Raw genomic sequence first — 15,899 nt, forward strand, 5'->3', positions numbered from 1 at the left:
CGCACCGCTCATTCTCCCGTGGGATGGTCGGGGCTACGATCCGGAGATGCGTCTCGACCAGATCGCTTCGCTGCTGCCCTACCACAGCGAAGTCAAGCCTGACGTTGTGGTGGCCGGACTGAATCGCATGATCGAGGACCTCGCAGCCGGACATCAGGTATTCTTCGACATCTACTCCGAGGAGGAGAAGCGTAGCGACCCCAGCAAGGCGAGGGCTGGGCTGTTCTTCTTCCGAGGCCCACCCGACGCATCTTTCGCGATGATCGCGCCGGGAGGCGGGTTTGCCTATGTCGGTTCAGTTCACGAAGGATTTCCCTACGCCAACGAGATCAACGCCTGCGGATACAACGCCTTCGTCGTCCGATACCGGGCCGGTGCTGGCGGCTTGGTAGCCACCGAAGACATGGCCGCGGCACTCTCCTTCGTGTTCCACAACGCCCGAAAGCTTGGCATATCCACGGAAGGCTACTCGCTGTGGGGCAGTTCGGCGGGTGCAAGAATGGCCGCATCTATCGGGTCGCGCGGGGTGGCCGCGTTTGGCGGCGACAGGATCGACGGGCCCACTACGGTCGTCATGGCGTATACGGCCCGCGCGCCCGTGGAGCCGGCCACCTTCGCAGTCGTCGGAAAAGACGATGGCATCGCGTCGCCCGCGACCATGCGCCGTCGGATCGATGCGCTGCGCAGGACGGGGACATCCGTGGAATATCTCGAGTACCCGCGCGTCGGCCACGGCTTCGGTACCGGTGCGGGCACGTCCGCGCAGGGCTGGATAGCGGCCGCGTGCGAATTCTGGAAGAAATCTATGCCAAGACCGGACGGAAAGGTTGCTCCATGAGCAGGCTCCTGGTGCTGGTGATCGGCGCGACAGGCAGTGTTGGCAGGCTTGTCGATGACGAGGCACTGAGGGCAGGCCACCGAGTTCGGGCGCTGGTCCGCACATCGGGCCGGACGGCCTGGGCTGATGGCGTCGCGGAAGCCCGCTTCTTCAGCGTCTCTCGGCGTTTCCCTCGAGGTTCGCTCTCGGCTCCACGATCAGCTTGTGCATTGCCATTCATCCTCGCGACGACTTTCTAACAACGGTCGCGGCCGCCGAGCCGCCAGCACGAAAGTCCCATTGATTCAAGGACTCCGTTCCATCCAATGCCGGTTGCCCGAGCACATACCAATGGTTTGTCGTCCTCGCCAATTTGCCACGTACCCAAAGCAAGTGAAGTGGTGTCGTGCATCCAAATGCACCGAAGGATTCATGCTGAAAGGAGAGACCCCTTGGCTGCCTGAACTCTCCTACCAGCATTGGCACCGAGCGCTCCGCGATGAACCAGTTTTCCACCAGCGGAGCTTCAAGCATCGCGGTGGCGATCGCAAGTCTGGGCCATCCGGAATGTGGCCAAACGGTGGCTTGCAAGAGCTATCACGTATCCTGGCTTCACAAAAAAGTTAATCCGTGGTTGCGCGGAAGTTCTGCTAGCTTTCGCGTTGCGGCATGGATCCCCGGGGGCGGCTAACAGCCGATATTCACATGTCATACGATCTCCAGGTCAATGGTAAGTCCTATTCCATCGATGTAGACGGCGATATTCCGCTGCTGTGGGTCCTGCGCGACACCATAGGCCTCACCGGAACGAAATTCGGCTGCGGGATCGCCATGTGCGGCGCCTGTACGGTGCACGTCGACGGCTTGCCTGTGCGGTCGTGCGTCATGCCGGTTTCCGACGCGGTGTCCAAGCCGATCACCACGATCGAGGCGATCGGCGAGACCGTGGAGGGCGCGCGGGTGCAGAAGGCCTGGCTCGACATCGATGTCGTCCAGTGCGGCTACTGTCAGTCCGGGCAGATCATGTCCGCCACGGCACTCCTTGCGGCCAATTCGTCGCCGACCGACGAGGACATCGACGCGGTCATGGCCGGAAATATCTGTCGATGCGGCACCTATCCGCGCATTCGCGCCGCGATCAAGCTGGCCGCGGCGGAGAGGTGAGTGTGATGTCCATCCACGACAAAGTCACCCTTCCCGTATCGCGCCGTCATTTCCTGATCGGCGCATCGCTGACGGCTTCCGGCCTCGTCATCGGCCTGAGGCCTGCGCCTTCGTCCGCCGCACCGGAGGCCTTCGAGGCCGGTGCCTTCATCCGCATTCCGGCCGAAGGCAAGATCGTGTTCGTCATGCCGTCGGTGGAAATGGGGCAGGGCATCTACACGGCCGTGGCGATGCTTCTGGCCGAGGAACTGGAAGTTTCCCTCGATCAGGTGGAACTGGAGCACGCGCCCGCCGATCCTGCGCTATATGCAAACCCCTTGCTCGGCGACCAGATCACCGGAGGCTCGCTTGCCATCCGCGGCGTCTACGAGCAGATGCGCAAGGCCGGCGCCACCGCGCGCGTCATGCTGGTGAACGCCGCTGCGCGTGGCTGGGACGTGGCGCCGGAGACCTGCACGGCCGAGGCCGGGCAGGTCGTTCATGCCGCAAGCAACCGCCGCGCCGCCTATGGCAGCCTGGTGGAGGCGGCAGCGGCGCAGGCCGTCCCGCAGGAAGTGCCTTTGAAACCTGCGACCAGTTTCAAGGTGATCGGCCAGTCCGTCCGGCGGCTCGACAGTCCGGAGAAGGTCAACGGTTCGGCCAAGTTCGGGATCGATGCCCGCCCGGACGGCGTGTCCTATGCGGCGATCGCACTCTGTCCCCACTTCGGCGGCAAGCTGCGCTCGCTCGAGGATGCCCCCGCCTTGGCGGTCAAGGGCGTCAGGCAGGTCGTGCGGATCGATGATGCCGTCGCCGTCGTCGCCGACAATACCGGTGCCGCCCGCAAGGGGCTCGCTGCCCTGTCCATCGACTGGGATCCGGGTCCGAACGGCAATCTTACGCTGGCCGATCTCGAAGGACGCGCCGAGAATGCGATCGAGGGCAGCGCCCTGCCGCATATCAACGAGGGCGATGTCGAAAAGGCGGAAGCCGAGCACGGTCCTGTCCACGAGTTCGTCTATCGGCTGCCGATCCTGACGCATACGGCGATGGAGCCGCTGAACTGCACGCTCCATATCCGCAGCGACGGCTGCGAGGTCTGGGTCGGCACGCAGGTCATGGGTCGGGCGAGGCAGGCCGTGGCCGATGTCACAGGGCTGCCGGTGGACAAGGTCGTGGTGCACAACCACCTGCTGGGCGGCGGCTTCGGCCGCAGGCTCGACGTCGACAGCGTCATCGTGGCGGCGAAGATCGCGCAGCAGGTCGATGGCCCGGTCAAGGTGACCTGGAGCCGCGAGGAGGATATCCGCCACGACTGTTATCGCTACCTCAACTACAGCAAGGTCACGGCGACCCTGGATGCGGACGGCATGCCCGTTTCCTGGCGCCACCGCGTCATCGGCCCCTCCGTCATGGCGCGCTGGCTGCCGGCCTTCACGCGCGACGGCATAGACCTCGACATCATGGCCGGCGCGGAATCTCCCTATGCCATCGCCAACAAATATACGGACTTCGTGCGGCACGAGGCGCCGGACGGCATGTTGACGGGCAATTGGCGCGGCGTCGGCGCCACGCGCAACATCCCGCCGGTCGAGGGCGGGATCGACGAACTGGCCCATATCGCCGGCGTCGATCCGCTCGAATACCGCCGCCGGCTGCTCCAGCACAAGCCGCGTCTCCTGGGCGCGCTCGATCTTGCGGCCGAGAAGGCGGGCTGGTCGACCGCGCCTGCGCAAGGGATGGGCAGGGGGATCGCCGTTGCGGAGGATTTCGGCAGCTTTGCCGCGATGATCGCCGAAGCCGGCATCGCCGAGGACGGAAGCCTCAAGATCGATCGCATCGTCTGCGCGGTCGATTGCGGCCAGGTCATCAATCCGGACACGGTGGAGGCCCAGATCCAGAGCGGCATCGTCTATGGCCTGAGCGCCGCCCTCTATGGGCGTATCACGGTCGAGAACGGCGCTGTCGTCGAGGGCAACTTCGACGATTCCCCCGTTCTGCGGATCCACGAGACGCCGAAGATCGAAGTGCACATCGTGCCGAGTTCGGAGGCGCCGGGCGGCATTGGAGAGATCGGCACCCCCGGTGTGGCGCCCTCGCTCCTCAACGCGCTCTTCGTCGTCACCGGCAAGCGGCTGCGATCGCTCCCGATCGACCAAAGTGAATTGCGGAGGGTGTGACCATGGCCGGGAAACTGCTTGCAATGCCGCTCCTTGCCGCGCTAGTCGCGGTCGGCGTCGCCGCCGGCATGGGGCCCCTGCGCAGTCATGCCGAAACGTCCGATGGCGGAACCCTCAAGGCGGTCTCCGACTTCGAGACCATTGCCGACACCGGGGCACGCTCGAAGGCGATTTTCGTGGAGGCCAGCCGTGTTTTGACGCATCCACGCTGCATCAACTGCCATCCGGCAACGCGCAGCCCCACCCAGGGCGAAAACCTGCATCCGCATGTGCCGCTGATGATCGCAGCCGAGAGCGCCGTGGGCCCGGCGGGGCTTGCCTGCGCCGCCTGCCACGGCGCCGAGAACCGTCCGATCGTCGGCAGCCGCCTGAAATCCATTCCGGGCAATGCCCATTGGTCGCTGGCGCCGGCCAGCATGGCCTGGCAGGGACTGACGGTCGGCGAGATCTGCCGGCAGGTGAAGGACACGGAGCGGAACGGCAATCGCTCGCATGCCGACCTCGTGCGCCACATGGGAGAGGACCACCTGGTCGGCTGGGCCTGGCATCCGGGCGAAGGCAGGAGCGCGCCCCCGGGCTCGCAGGTAACCTTTGCCGCCCTGATCGACGCGTGGGTCACGACAGGGGCCGAATGTCCTGATTGAAGTACGTCGCGATCCTTTCAGATTCGCGCCCGACGAGCCTGATCGTCACGGCTCGCGCAGGGCGGTGTCCAGTCCGCGGACGAGGGGATAGAGGAAATAGGAGATGACGGTGCGGCGGCCGACCTTGACTTCGGCCGACACGGTCATGCCCGGAAGCAGACGCACGGGTTTTCCGGCATAGTGGAGTTCGGTGTTCGCCAGCGGGATGCGCGCCTTGAAGTAGGGCGTGGGCGGCTGGCCTGCAGCGGTCTCCTGCTGGCTCGGGCTGAAGGCGTCGCGGCTGACCGTGCGGATGCTGCCGGTGACGGTGCCGTATTTCTGGAACGGATAGGCGTCGAACTTGACACGGACGTCCTTGTCGACGGTGACCTGCCCGATGTCGCGGGAATTGATCGAGATCTCGGCTTCCAGCGGCGCGTCGAGCGGGACGAGCGTCACCATCGGCTCGGCCTCGCGCACGACCGACCCCACCGAACGCTGCGCCATGTCGAGGACGACCGCGTCGGCCGGCGCCCGCATCTCGACCATGTCGCGTCGGCGCTCCATCTTCTTCAGTTCCTCGGCGGCCGCATCGTGCTGGGTCTTCGTCTCGACCAGTTGCTCCATGGTGGTGCGGCGGAAATCCTCGATGAAGGCCTGGCGGTCGGCCCTGAGCTTGGCGAGCGCATGGACGGCTTCCGCCGCACGGCCCTGCAACTGCGACAGGTCGGACTCGACGTCGAGCCGCGCGTCGCGCGCGCCGAGGAAATTGATGCGCGAGCCGCTGTCGGTCCGCCACAGGAGTTCGCGGGCCGCCTCGATCTCGGCCAGGTTCTGCTTGCGGCTGGCGAGAATGTGCTGCTGGTTCGCGCTGGCGACGAGGGTGGCGTTCTGGCCGGCGATCTGGTGGTCGAAGTTCTGCAACTGCGCGGTATGGAAGGCGAGACGCTGGCCGAACAATTGCAATTGCAGCCTCTCGTCGGGAGAGAAGCCGGCAGACTTCGCATAGTCATTGCCGCCGAGCTCCGCCGAAAGCCTGTTCAACTGCGCATCGAGGGCTGCGAACTTGGCGCGCTGCAGATCCACGTCGGCCTGGCTGAAGGTCGGGTCGAAGGTCGCGAGCACCTGGCCGGCGCGCACCGTATCGCCCTGGGCAACGTCGACGGTGCGCACGATCGACGTCTCGATCGGCTGGACGACGATCGTTGGCTTGGTGGTGATCAGCTTGCCGGGCGCGACGACCACCTCGTCGATCTCAGACAGGCTCGCCCAGGCGATCGCGGCGGCGATCAGCGCGGTGATGCCGTAGAGCGTCAGCCGGGCGATGCGCGGCGGCACGCGCTCCTCCAGTTCCACTGCGTCGCTCTGGAACTCGGCGATGACCGGCGGCAGCATCCGCTGCACGACGAGGTCGGTGCCAGGCTGTTTGACCGGGACCGGCAGGTTGCTCTTCGCAGCGGCCCGGTCGTCTCCAGCCGCCTTGCGCTCGCCGGCCTGGACTTTGCTGACCTCGACTTTGCTGGCATCGGCTTCGACTGGCCCGTCTTCATTTGACCTGTCCACGTCCGGCTTGCCGTCGCTCGGCCTGTCATCCGGGCCGGCGCCGTTCGGGGGGGCGCTCCCCTGGGGTCCGGTTCTCTTTTTCATGCGACCTGCCTCGTCTGCTGGCTCCACAGGTGCCGGTACGTCATGCAGCGCGAGACGAGCTGGTCGTGGCGGCCGATGTCGGCGACCTTGCCGCGATCGACGACGAGGATGGCATCGGCATCGACGAGCGTGGACAGGCGGTGGGAGACGATGATGACGGTGCGGCCCGCGGCGATCCGGCTGAGGTTCTGGCGGACGATGGCCTCGCTGTCCGGATCCAGCGCGCTGGTCGCCTCGTCGAAGATCAGCAGCTTCGGATTGGTGAGCAGCGCGCGGGCGATGGCGAGGCGCTGTTTCTGGCCGCCCGAAAGGTTGGAGCCGTTTTCCTCCAGCATGGTCTCGAATCCGCGCGGCAGCCGTTCGATGAATTCCTCGGCGCCCGCCATGTGCGCGACCTCGACGATCTCCTCGATGGTGGCGTCGGGTCTTGCGGCGGCGATGTTGTCGCGGACGGTGCCGCGGAACAGGAAGTTGTCCTGCAGCACCACGCCGATGCTGGTGCGCAGGTGGACCAGGTCGATCTCGCGGCTGTCGTAGCCGTCGATGCGGACGATCCCCTGCTGGTTCTGGTAGAGGCCCTGGATCAGGCGGGTGACGGTCGTCTTGCCGGAGCCGCTCTTGCCGACGATGCCGAAGACCGAGCCGGCCGGGACGGTGAAGGAGACGGCGTCCAGTGCCGGCGGGCCGTCCGCGCCGTAGCGGAAGGTCACGTTGTCGAACTCGATGCGGCCGTGCAACTCCGGCCTCATGCCGCGCCCGCGGCCGTACTGCTCGGGCCGCTGGTTCATGATCTCGCCCAGCATGCGCACCGACAGCGCGACTTCCTGGTACTCATGCACCATCGTGACAATCTGCACGAGCGGTCCGGAAACCCGGCCGGCGAGCATGTTGAAGGCGACGAGCGCGCCGATGGTCATCGCACCGCTGAAGACGTCGAGCGCACCCAGCCCGATGATGGCGACGCTCATCAGCTTTTCCACCAGCCCGATGAGCGACTGGGCGATTGCCGAGATCTGGTCGACGCGGAAGCGGACGGAGATGGACTGGGCAGAGCTGTCGTCCCAGACCTTGCGCTGGCGGGGCTCCAGCGCCAGCGACTTGACGGTGCGCATGCCGTGCACGGTCTCGACCAGCAGCGCCTGGCGCTCGCCCTCGGCCTGGTAGAGCGCCTGCAGGCGACGGTTGAAGGGGCCGACCAGCAGCATGACGACGAGGCCGACGAGAGCGGCGAAGGCGAGGACGACGAGGGTCAGCTTGACGCTGTAGAGGAAGAGGATCGGCACGAAGACGAAGAGCGACAGCCCGTCCAGCAGCGTCAGGAAGAGGCGGCCGGTGAGGAATTCGCGGATGCGCCCCGTCTGCTGCATGTGCTTGACGAGCACGCCGGCCGAGGTCTGCTCGAAGAGGGCCACGGGAAGGTTCAGCAGGTGGCCGAAGGTGCGGGTGGCGATCTTGATGTCGATCTTGTTCGTGGCGTAGAGCAGCAGGTATCGCCTGAGGAAGGTGAAGGCGGCGTCGAAGACGAGCGCGATCGCAATGCCGATCGTCAGCACCGTCAGCGTGGCATAGCTCTGGTGCACCAGCACCTTGTCGATCACGAGCTGGAAGAAGATCGGGGTCGCAAGCCCCAGCCCGTAAAGCACGAGTGCTGCAAGCGCCACGTCGCGAAAGAGGCTGCGCTGGCGGATGATCTCCGGGATGAACCAGCGAAAGCCGAACGGCTGATCGACGTCCGACATGCGGTAGTTGCGCTTGACGAGAATGACCGAGCCGCGCCAGGACCGCAGGAAGCGCTCCTTCTCCAGAAGCATGAACTCGGGGCGCTCGGCGAGCGGATCGAGGACCCGGATCATCCGGTTGTCGCCCTCGCCGCCGGCGCCGGCGATCAGGATCCAGTTGCCGTTTTCCAGCTCGGCGATGACGGGAAATGCCTCGCCGAGCGTGAAGAGACCGTCCCAGTCGAGGGTGACGTGGCGCGCCCGCAGTCCCGCATCCTTCGCCATGCGCAGCATCTGGCGCCGGGTGACGGGGACATCGCCCACGGCATAGTCGTGCATCAGCCGCTCGGGCGAGAGGTCGACGCCATGATGACGGGCTACCAGCACCAGGCACTGCAGGTTCGTATGCGGGTTCGTGGTCATGCGCTGCGGCCCCGAACGGGTCTAGTTGAAGTTGGGCGATGCGTTCGAGGTCGGCTGTCCCTTCTGCGCGGCCTCGGCCGCCTGCACGTTCGGCGCGTCGCTGATGCGGCGGACAGCGCCGGCCTCGACCAGCCCGCCCAGTGCCTTCTGCATCAGGTCCACGGCGTTGGCGAAGGCATCGACGGGCATGACGATGCGCTGGCGGAAGACGGGGACGGGGTTGTTGCTGGCGTCGCGCTCGGTGGCCGAGAGCGACATCAGGTCGATGCGGACGATGGTGCCGGTGACGGTGATCTCGCCGATGCCGTCGGAATAGAGTTCGCTGGACATTTTGGCCTCCTTGGTTGTTGCGTTGCGTCGCTCAGGCGACATGATCGTGTCCCCAGACGGGGAAGGGGTCGAAGAGCCCGCGCGCGAGGCGTGGGTCGTAGCCGGTGTCCGCGCCGACCAGGCAATCGTCGAGGGATTGGCGGATGGCGTCTTCGGACATGCCGCTGCCGATGAAGACGATCTCCTGGCGCCGGTCGCCCCAGGCGGAGGTCCAGTGCCGTTGCAGCATCTCCTGGAACTGCGCGTGGCGCGGCCAGTGGGCGCGCGGCACGCTTGCCCACCACATCCCCTTCGGCTCGGCGCGGACCTGCGTGCCGGCGATCGACAGGAGGCCGATCCAGTCCGGGCGGCTGGCGAGCCAGAAGTGCCCCTTTGCGCGCAAGAGGCCGGGCCGCTCCATCGCCAGGAAGGCGTGGAACCGCGCCGGATCGAAGGGACGCCTTGCGCGATAGACGAAGCTTGCGATGCCGTATTCCTCGGTCTCCGGCACGTGGTCGCCCCAGCCGAAGAGCTCCTTGTGCCAGAACGGGTGCCGTGCGGATTTGGCCTCGCTGAACAGGCCGGTATCGAGGATCGCTTCCAGCGGGATGCGGCCGTAGTCCGCCTCGACGACGCGGGCATCGGGGTTGAGCGCTGTAATGATCCGGTGGATCTCTGCCCGCGTGCCGGCAGCCACCTCGGAGACCTTGTTGACGACGACGACGTCGGCGAACTCGATCTGCTCGACCAGAAGGTCGACAAGGGTCCGCGCATCGGCCTCGTCGCGCGCCTCGCCGCGGTCGCGGAGAAAATCGGCGCTCCTGTAGTCGGAGAGCAGGCTTGCGGCGTCGACGACGGTGACCATCGTGTCCAACCGCGCCACGTCGCTGAGGGCCTGGCCCGCCTCGTCGCGGAAGGAGAAGGTTGCCGCGACTGGCAAAGGCTCGGCAATGCCGGTCCCTTCGATCAGCAGGTAGTCGAACCGACCCTCGGCAGCCAGGCGGCGGACCTCCTTCAGCAGGTCGTCGCGCAACGTGCAGCAGATGCAGCCGTTGGTCAGCTCGACCAGCGTCTCGTCGGTGCGCGACAGGCCGGCACCGTCGCGCACGAGATCGGCGTCGATGTTGACCTCGCTCATGTCGTTGACGATAACGGCGACGCGGCGACCCTCGCGGTTGCGCAGGGCCTGGTTGAGGATCGTCGTCTTGCCGGCTCCCAGGAACCCCGAAAGAACGGTTACGGGGAGCCGATTGTCGCCATTCAAGACCGCCATCGACCTCCTCATGCCGCCAACTGCGGCCGGAAGGCCACGTCGACGTAGTAGTTCGTGCTGTTGTAGGAACTCGCCGGCATCACGCCCGAGGACCCGTAGGAATAGACCCCGTTGCCGCCGCTCAGCGTGGAGGAGAGGGCGCGCAGATTGCCGTTCGAGACCTCGGAGTTGAAGCCTCCGGAGGTCGCCGAGTAGTTGCCGTTGGTGCTGTAGGAGACGATGTATGTGGAGTTCGCGTCGATCTCCACGTCCGAGGCCAGATCGGCGGTCTGCCACCCGCTCGCCGTCTCGTTGGTGAAGGTGGCGCTGGTGATCAGGTCGCCGTCCGCGGTCCAGAGGTAACCCGTATGCGGTCCGTTGTTGTTGGCGGCCTTGTAGAAGCGGATGCCGGTGATCGAACCGGCGACGTCCGCCTGGAACTTCATCCCGAGATTGACCGGGCTGTTGTCGTCGACCGAGACGGTCGTCGGCGTCGCGCTGGCCGAGAATACGGTCTGATCAGTGGCCGGCGCGTTGACGTTGAGCGAGACCTGGGCGGACGCAGTGCCGTTCTGCCCGTCCGAGATCGTGTAGCGGAAGCTCGCGGCGCCCTGGTGGCCGGCGGTCGGCGTGAAGGTGACCGTGTTGGCCTGGCTGTCGAACGAAACCTGGCCGTTGACGGCGTTGGAGACGCCGGTGATCGTGAGCGGGTCGCCGTCGGCGTCGCTGTCGTTGCCGAGAAGGGCCGAGGCCTGGATCGTGATCGGCGTGCCGGTCTGGGTCTGGTAGCCGGGGTCGTTCACGGCGACCGGCGCGGTGTTGGCGGTGTTGCGCTCGTACAGGACGTCGACCCAGTAGTTCGACGAACTCCAGCTCTGGTTGGGGAACTCGTTGCCGGAGCCGTAGGCGAAGAGGCCGTTGCCGCCGCTCGTGGCGCTCGAGGGCGCGCTGAGGTCGCCGTTCGTCCGGGTCGTGGTGAAGTAGTTCGAGGTTACCGCGTAGCGGCCGTTCGACTGGTAGCTCGCGACGTAGGTCGTGCCGGCCGCGATGGTGACCGGCTGGGCGAACAGGACCGTCTGCCAGCCGCTCGCGCTCTCGTTGACGAAGGTGGCCGAGGTGATCAGGTCGCCTGCGGCGGTCCAGAGCGAGCCAGTATGCGTGCCCGTGTCCTGGGCGCTCTTGTAGTAGCGCAGACCGGTGATCTGGCCGCTCGCGGAGGCAACGAACTTCATGCCGAGCTCGACCGGAGACGTATCCGAACTCGACGTCACCGCCGGGGTGTCGGAGGGCGAGAACAGGCTGGTGGCGTTCGACTGTGGCGCCACCGTCAGGCTCACGGTCGCCGTATCCGTGCCGCCGCGGCCGTCCGAGACGGTGTAGGAGAAGCTGGCCGCGCCGGTGTATCCCGCCGTGGGGGTGAAGACGACTGAATTGGTTTGGCTGTTGTAGGCAACGCTGCCGTTCGTCGCGTTCCCGGCGCCGGTGATGACGAGCGTGTCGCCATCCGCGTCGTCATCGTTGGCCAGCAGCAAGGACGCGCCGATCGAGAGCGCGGTGTTGTAGGTCGCCACGTAGCCATTGTCGTTTGCGGCCACGGGCACCGTGTTCGCCGTGCTCTGCTTGAAGACGACGTCGACCCAGTAGTTCGAGGCGTTGTAGCTCTGCGTCGGGACCAGCCCGCTGGCCCCGTAGCGGAAGACGCCGTTGCCGCCGTCCGACGAGGCGGAGGGGGGGGCCGTCAACGGCCCGTTCGTCCGCGGCGAGTTGAAATAGCTGCCGGTGGCGTAATAGGTGCCGTTGCTGCTGTGATAGGAGGCCGTATAGGTCTGGCCCGCCGTGATCTGGATCGGGGTCGAGAAGGTGGCGGTCTGCCAGCCGCTGAGCGACTCGTTGGCGAACGTCACCGAGGCGATCCGGGTCCCGTTCGCGTTGTAGAGCGCGCCGGTATGCGTGCCGGTATCGCCGGAAGCCTTGTAGAAGCGGATGCCGGTAACCTCGCCCGCCGACGAGGCGACGAATTTCATGCCGAGCTCGACGCCGGTCCCGTCGACATAGACCGGGCCCACTGGCGCAGCGGTCGGCTCGAACAGGGAGACGCCGCTCGGGCCTTCCTCGACGGTGAGGCTGACGGCGCCCTGGTCGGTGCCGTTGCGCCCGTCAGAAACAGTGTAGGTGAAGCTCGCCGGCCCGAAATAGCCTTGGTTCGGCTGGAAGACGACGGTGCCGGTCTGCGTGTTGAGGGTGACGGTACCGTTGACGGCGCCGCCCACGGCGGTGATCGTCAGCGGATCGCCATTGGCATCCGTATCGTTTGCGACCAGTGCCGCGATCGACAGCGTCAGCATGCCGTTGCGGCCGATGGTGAAGCCGTTGTCGTCCACGGCCACAGGTGCTGCGTTCGTGCCGGGGTTGAAGAGGACGTCGACCCAATAGTTCCGCCCGTCCGAGACGCTGCCGGGGAAGGTGCCCGGCGTGTTGGTGTAGGAATAGACGCTGGCGTTTTCCCCCGTCTTGAGGAAACCGTTCTGGTAAGCGGTGTCGAAATAGTCGTAGGTCGAGGAGTAGTAGCCCTTGGTGTGGTAGGAGGCGGTATAGGTCGTGCCGGCGGTGACCTGGACGGGGCTTGTAAACTTGACCGTCTGCCAGCCGGTGATGGATTCGTTCGTGGATATGCCGGTGGCGATCTGGTTGCCGTTTTCGTCCCAGAGGCTGACCCGGTGGCTGCCGGTGTTGTAGAAGCCCTTGTAGAAGCGGATGCCCTCGATGGTCCCGTTGGCCGTCGTCTCGAAGCGCAGGCCGACCTCGACGGCGTCGCGGTCGATGACGGTTTCCTGCGTCGGCTTCGACGCCTGCGTCCACAGGCTGACGGTGCTGGAGGGCAGGTTGACGTTGACCTGCTTGCCGGCTGACGGGGTCTCCAGGTTCAGGCTGTCATCGACTGCGCGCGACATGATCGTGTAGGTGCCGCTCGCCTGGACGACCCAGTTGAAGTTCCAGTTCTCGCGGCCGGTGGCCTTGAACCAGGTCTCGCCGCCATCGGTGGAAACCTCCACCCCGGCGATGACGCCGCCGCCGAGATCGGCCGCGGTGCCGGTGACGGTGACATGCTGGCCCTCGATGAAGCTGGCACCGACGACGGGGGTGGTGATCGTCGATGTGGGCCGGAGAGTGTCCGTCGATTCCGATGCCAGGATCAGGCTGGATACCAGCGTCGTCGGCTGGATGCCCATGTCGGCGAACATGTTGACCATCGCCTGCTGGACGTTTTTGTCGGTCGGCATGGCGGGGCCGGAATGCTGGTCGTTCAACGCCCACGACCAGAATACCGTCCCCGAGCTGAAGACGAGAGCGCCGCTCTCGGCGCGGTACATGGTCAGGCTGTGGTTGACCTCGGCGTCGCCGACCGTGGTGCCGTAGTCGCGCAGGTAGGAGTTCACCGAGACGGTCGACAGCGACATGTTGATCAGGCCGGCGGGCCGGAAGCCGTTCTCGACGTCGGAATTCCACTCGTAGCCGAGGATGTTCTTCGGCATCGTGTAGGTTTCGCCCGCCTCCAGATCCGCGATATCGGTGTCACGCCAGAAGCGGAGGTTGGAGAAGTCGCTGGACACGGTGATCTCGTCGGTCCGGTAGCCGTCGACGGTGAACATCGTGCCGATCAGCGAATTCTCGGGCTCCTGCCCGGGATCGGCATAGCGCGGATCGCGCCAGGTGCCCGTGCCGGTGTCGCTCGGATCGGTGCTGGTGCCCCAAGTCTCCTTGTAGCAGACCATCGTGCGGTAGGGCGTGCCGTTGCCGTCGATGCTGTTCTCCCAGCGGATCTTCCAGTACATGTCGTTCCCGCCCCAGAAGGCGAGGTTGACGCCTGAATCGCGAGCCGCCTCGACGGCCGCGCGCTGCTCGGCGGACCAGTATTCGTCATGGCCGACCGAGAGGAACGCATCGTGGTTGAGGAGCTGCGCGCCGTTGCGGCTGGAATCGACGCCGGAAATATAGGAGACATCGTAGCCGTTCTGCTCCAGCCACTGGATGGCGGAGTGCTCGACGCCGAAGATGAAGTCGTGGGTGCCACCGATCGGGCTGGTATTGGTGATGATCGGACGGTTGTAGCTGACTGCGGAGGCGCGCCCGATCGCAGTCAGGCCGCAGCTGCAGTTGGGCGGCATGTAGCCGATCATGTCGGCGGGATCGACCGGCACTTCGCCGTAGTAGAGGCTGGCGCCACCCCAGGCATTGTAGGCCTGCCAGGTGGTGTCGGACGTCTGGAAGACGATGTCGCTGGTCGAGCTGTCGTCGCGGACGACGAAGGGAATGTGGCTCTCGCCCTCGGTGCCGTCCAGGCGCACGAGCTTGGCGATGTAGACGCCGGAAACCGCATCCTCCGGGATGCCCCAGCTTGCGGAGACCGACCAGTTGCCGCAGTCGATCAGGCCGAGCGACATGTCGACGATCGGGTGCGGCTGGTCCTGGGCGGTGGTCAGCGTCTTTTCGACGGAGTCCACCAGGCGGGCGCCGTCGCCGCCGTAGTAGCCCAGGCGATAGATGTCGATGCGATAGTGCGTGGAATCCGTGGCGATCTTGAAGTCCACGGTGCCGCCGACATCCGTGCTGATTTCGGTGGCAAACCCCTGGATGTTGCCGTCGCCGTCGCCGGAGATACCCCATTCGTCGATGGAGTTGCCCTGCTTCATGTTTTCCAGGGCGATCTTGTTCGGCACTGCGGCCGCGGCTGCAAGCGTGGCGGCTCCGGGTTCGTCGCTCGGCGCGGCATCCGGCGCCGATCCGGGTGTGGCCGGCGCGAAGGCCTGCGTATCCGTGGCGGCAGCCGAGGGCGTCATCGTCTGTTCGGCCGGCATCTCCGAGCCGGACGGGCCGACGACCATCTCGGGCGCGATGGTCTCGCTGTCGCTGCCCTCGAGGGCACTCTCCTGCCCGCCTTGCGTGGTGGGGGAGACGGACTTGATCGACGGGGTGGGACTTCCCGTCCCCTCCGGATTGCCGCCCGTCTGTCCCGTCGGAACCTTCACGGTCGGCGTGGCGGAGGTCTGCGGGCTCGTTGCGCCGCTGTCGACCGGCGTGTTCGCGGGACCCGCCGCATCCGCCGAGGCCGAAGCCGGCGCGGCCGCGCCGAACGACGAGATGGGCGGCTTGCCGCGGGCATCCGTTGCGCCGGACTTACTCCCGGTGTCGGGGGATTTCAGGGCGCTCCAGTCTCCCAGCGGCGCGCTGAAGAGGTAGGACCACAGCGAGACCGGGCCTGCGATGGCCGGCCCGCCCGGCAACGGCGTCGCCGGCGTTCCCGAAGACGGGTTCAGATCCGATGCGAATGACAGGGCAGATGCGATCGGCTGCAGCATGCGGCCCAGCGCGGGTCCGAAGCCCGCATCGTTGGCCGTCTGCGCCCCGTGCGAAGCCGGTGTGCCGGCGGAAAGGTCGGTGTTCGCACCGGTAGGGTGTGCTCCATTGGTCGCGCCGACATAGGTTCTTGCCGAACCACCCGATACGCTCAAGAGGTCATGGTTCTTGATCTGAAACCTGAACATGATTGCCCCGCGCTCCATCTGTGCCGAAACGATCTCGACTGGATCTCGAACGACTTTGCCCGCAGAGCATTCTGCCGACATTTCGGCGCCGACAAACTACCGCAATCGGTAGTACCTGACGGCGCGGGGTCTCCCCCTATTTGACTAGGGCGCATTCCCCCCGCCGGTGCGAAGCGCGCGCCATGCGCGTCAAGGGAGTAGGACGCGCGCCCATTCGCATGCGGCGGCGGCCGGACATGTCGGG

The 15,899-nt window shown here is 66.0% G+C and carries 9 protein-coding genes; 4 read left to right on the forward strand and 5 right to left on the reverse strand.

Features of this window, described 5'->3' with window-relative positions; genetic code table 11:
- Positions 1-46 precede the first annotated feature (46 nt).
- The 4 genes from GGQ64_RS21525 to GGQ64_RS21545 all read left to right on the forward strand — a co-directional run bounded on the left by GGQ64_RS21525 (position 47) and on the right by GGQ64_RS21545 (position 4,784).
- Complete coding sequence (locus GGQ64_RS21525) at positions 47-838, forward strand: alpha/beta hydrolase (protein ID WP_210300346.1); 792 nt, start codon at positions 47-49, stop codon at positions 836-838.
- A 684-nt stretch (positions 839-1,522) separates the two neighbouring features.
- On the forward strand, positions 1,523-1,981 hold the full coding sequence (locus tag GGQ64_RS21535) for a (2Fe-2S)-binding protein (protein WP_183807390.1): 459 nt from the start codon (positions 1,523-1,525) through the stop codon (positions 1,979-1,981).
- Positions 1,982-1,986: 5 nt separating this feature from the next.
- The gene (locus tag GGQ64_RS21540) at positions 1,987-4,140 is read left to right on the forward strand and encodes a xanthine dehydrogenase family protein molybdopterin-binding subunit (protein ID WP_183807391.1); all 2,154 of its coding nucleotides are present in this window, start codon (positions 1,987-1,989) and stop codon (positions 4,138-4,140) included.
- A 2-nt stretch (positions 4,141-4,142) separates the two neighbouring features.
- On the forward strand, positions 4,143-4,784 hold the full coding sequence (locus tag GGQ64_RS21545) for an Isoquinoline 1-oxidoreductase subunit (protein WP_183807392.1): 642 nt from the start codon (positions 4,143-4,145) through the stop codon (positions 4,782-4,784).
- 45 nt (positions 4,785-4,829) lie between these two features.
- Here GGQ64_RS21545 and GGQ64_RS21550 read toward each other — a convergent pair whose 3' ends face one another.
- The 5 genes from GGQ64_RS21550 to GGQ64_RS21570 all read right to left on the reverse strand — a co-directional run bounded on the left by GGQ64_RS21550 (position 4,830) and on the right by GGQ64_RS21570 (position 15,655).
- A complete protein-coding gene (locus GGQ64_RS21550; RefSeq protein ID WP_183807431.1) occupies positions 4,830-6,158 on the reverse strand; it encodes an HlyD family type I secretion periplasmic adaptor subunit in 1,329 nt (442 codons plus the stop codon).
- Between the two features lie 248 nt (positions 6,159-6,406).
- The gene (locus tag GGQ64_RS21555; RefSeq protein ID WP_183807393.1) at positions 6,407-8,551 is read right to left on the reverse strand and encodes a peptidase domain-containing ABC transporter; all 2,145 of its coding nucleotides are present in this window, start codon (positions 8,549-8,551) and stop codon (positions 6,407-6,409) included.
- A 21-nt stretch (positions 8,552-8,572) separates the two neighbouring features.
- Positions 8,573-8,881: a hypothetical protein gene (locus GGQ64_RS21560; protein WP_183807394.1), complete on the reverse strand. Its 309-nt coding sequence runs from the start codon at positions 8,879-8,881 to the stop codon at positions 8,573-8,575.
- A 31-nt stretch (positions 8,882-8,912) separates the two neighbouring features.
- Positions 8,913-10,133 carry a GTP-binding protein gene (locus GGQ64_RS21565; RefSeq protein ID WP_183807395.1) on the reverse strand — a complete coding sequence of 407 codons (1,221 nt, stop codon included), beginning with the start codon at positions 10,131-10,133 and terminating at the stop codon, positions 8,913-8,915.
- An 8-nt stretch (positions 10,134-10,141) separates the two neighbouring features.
- Positions 10,142-15,655 (reverse strand): DUF4082 domain-containing protein, encoded by a 5,514-nt coding sequence (locus GGQ64_RS21570; protein ID WP_246422829.1) that lies wholly within the window; start codon positions 15,653-15,655, stop codon positions 10,142-10,144.
- Between the last annotated feature and the right edge of the window lie 244 nt (positions 15,656-15,899).

The organism is Mycoplana azooxidifex (assembly GCF_014196765.1).
Lineage (GTDB): Bacteria > Pseudomonadota > Alphaproteobacteria > Rhizobiales > Rhizobiaceae > Mycoplana > Mycoplana azooxidifex.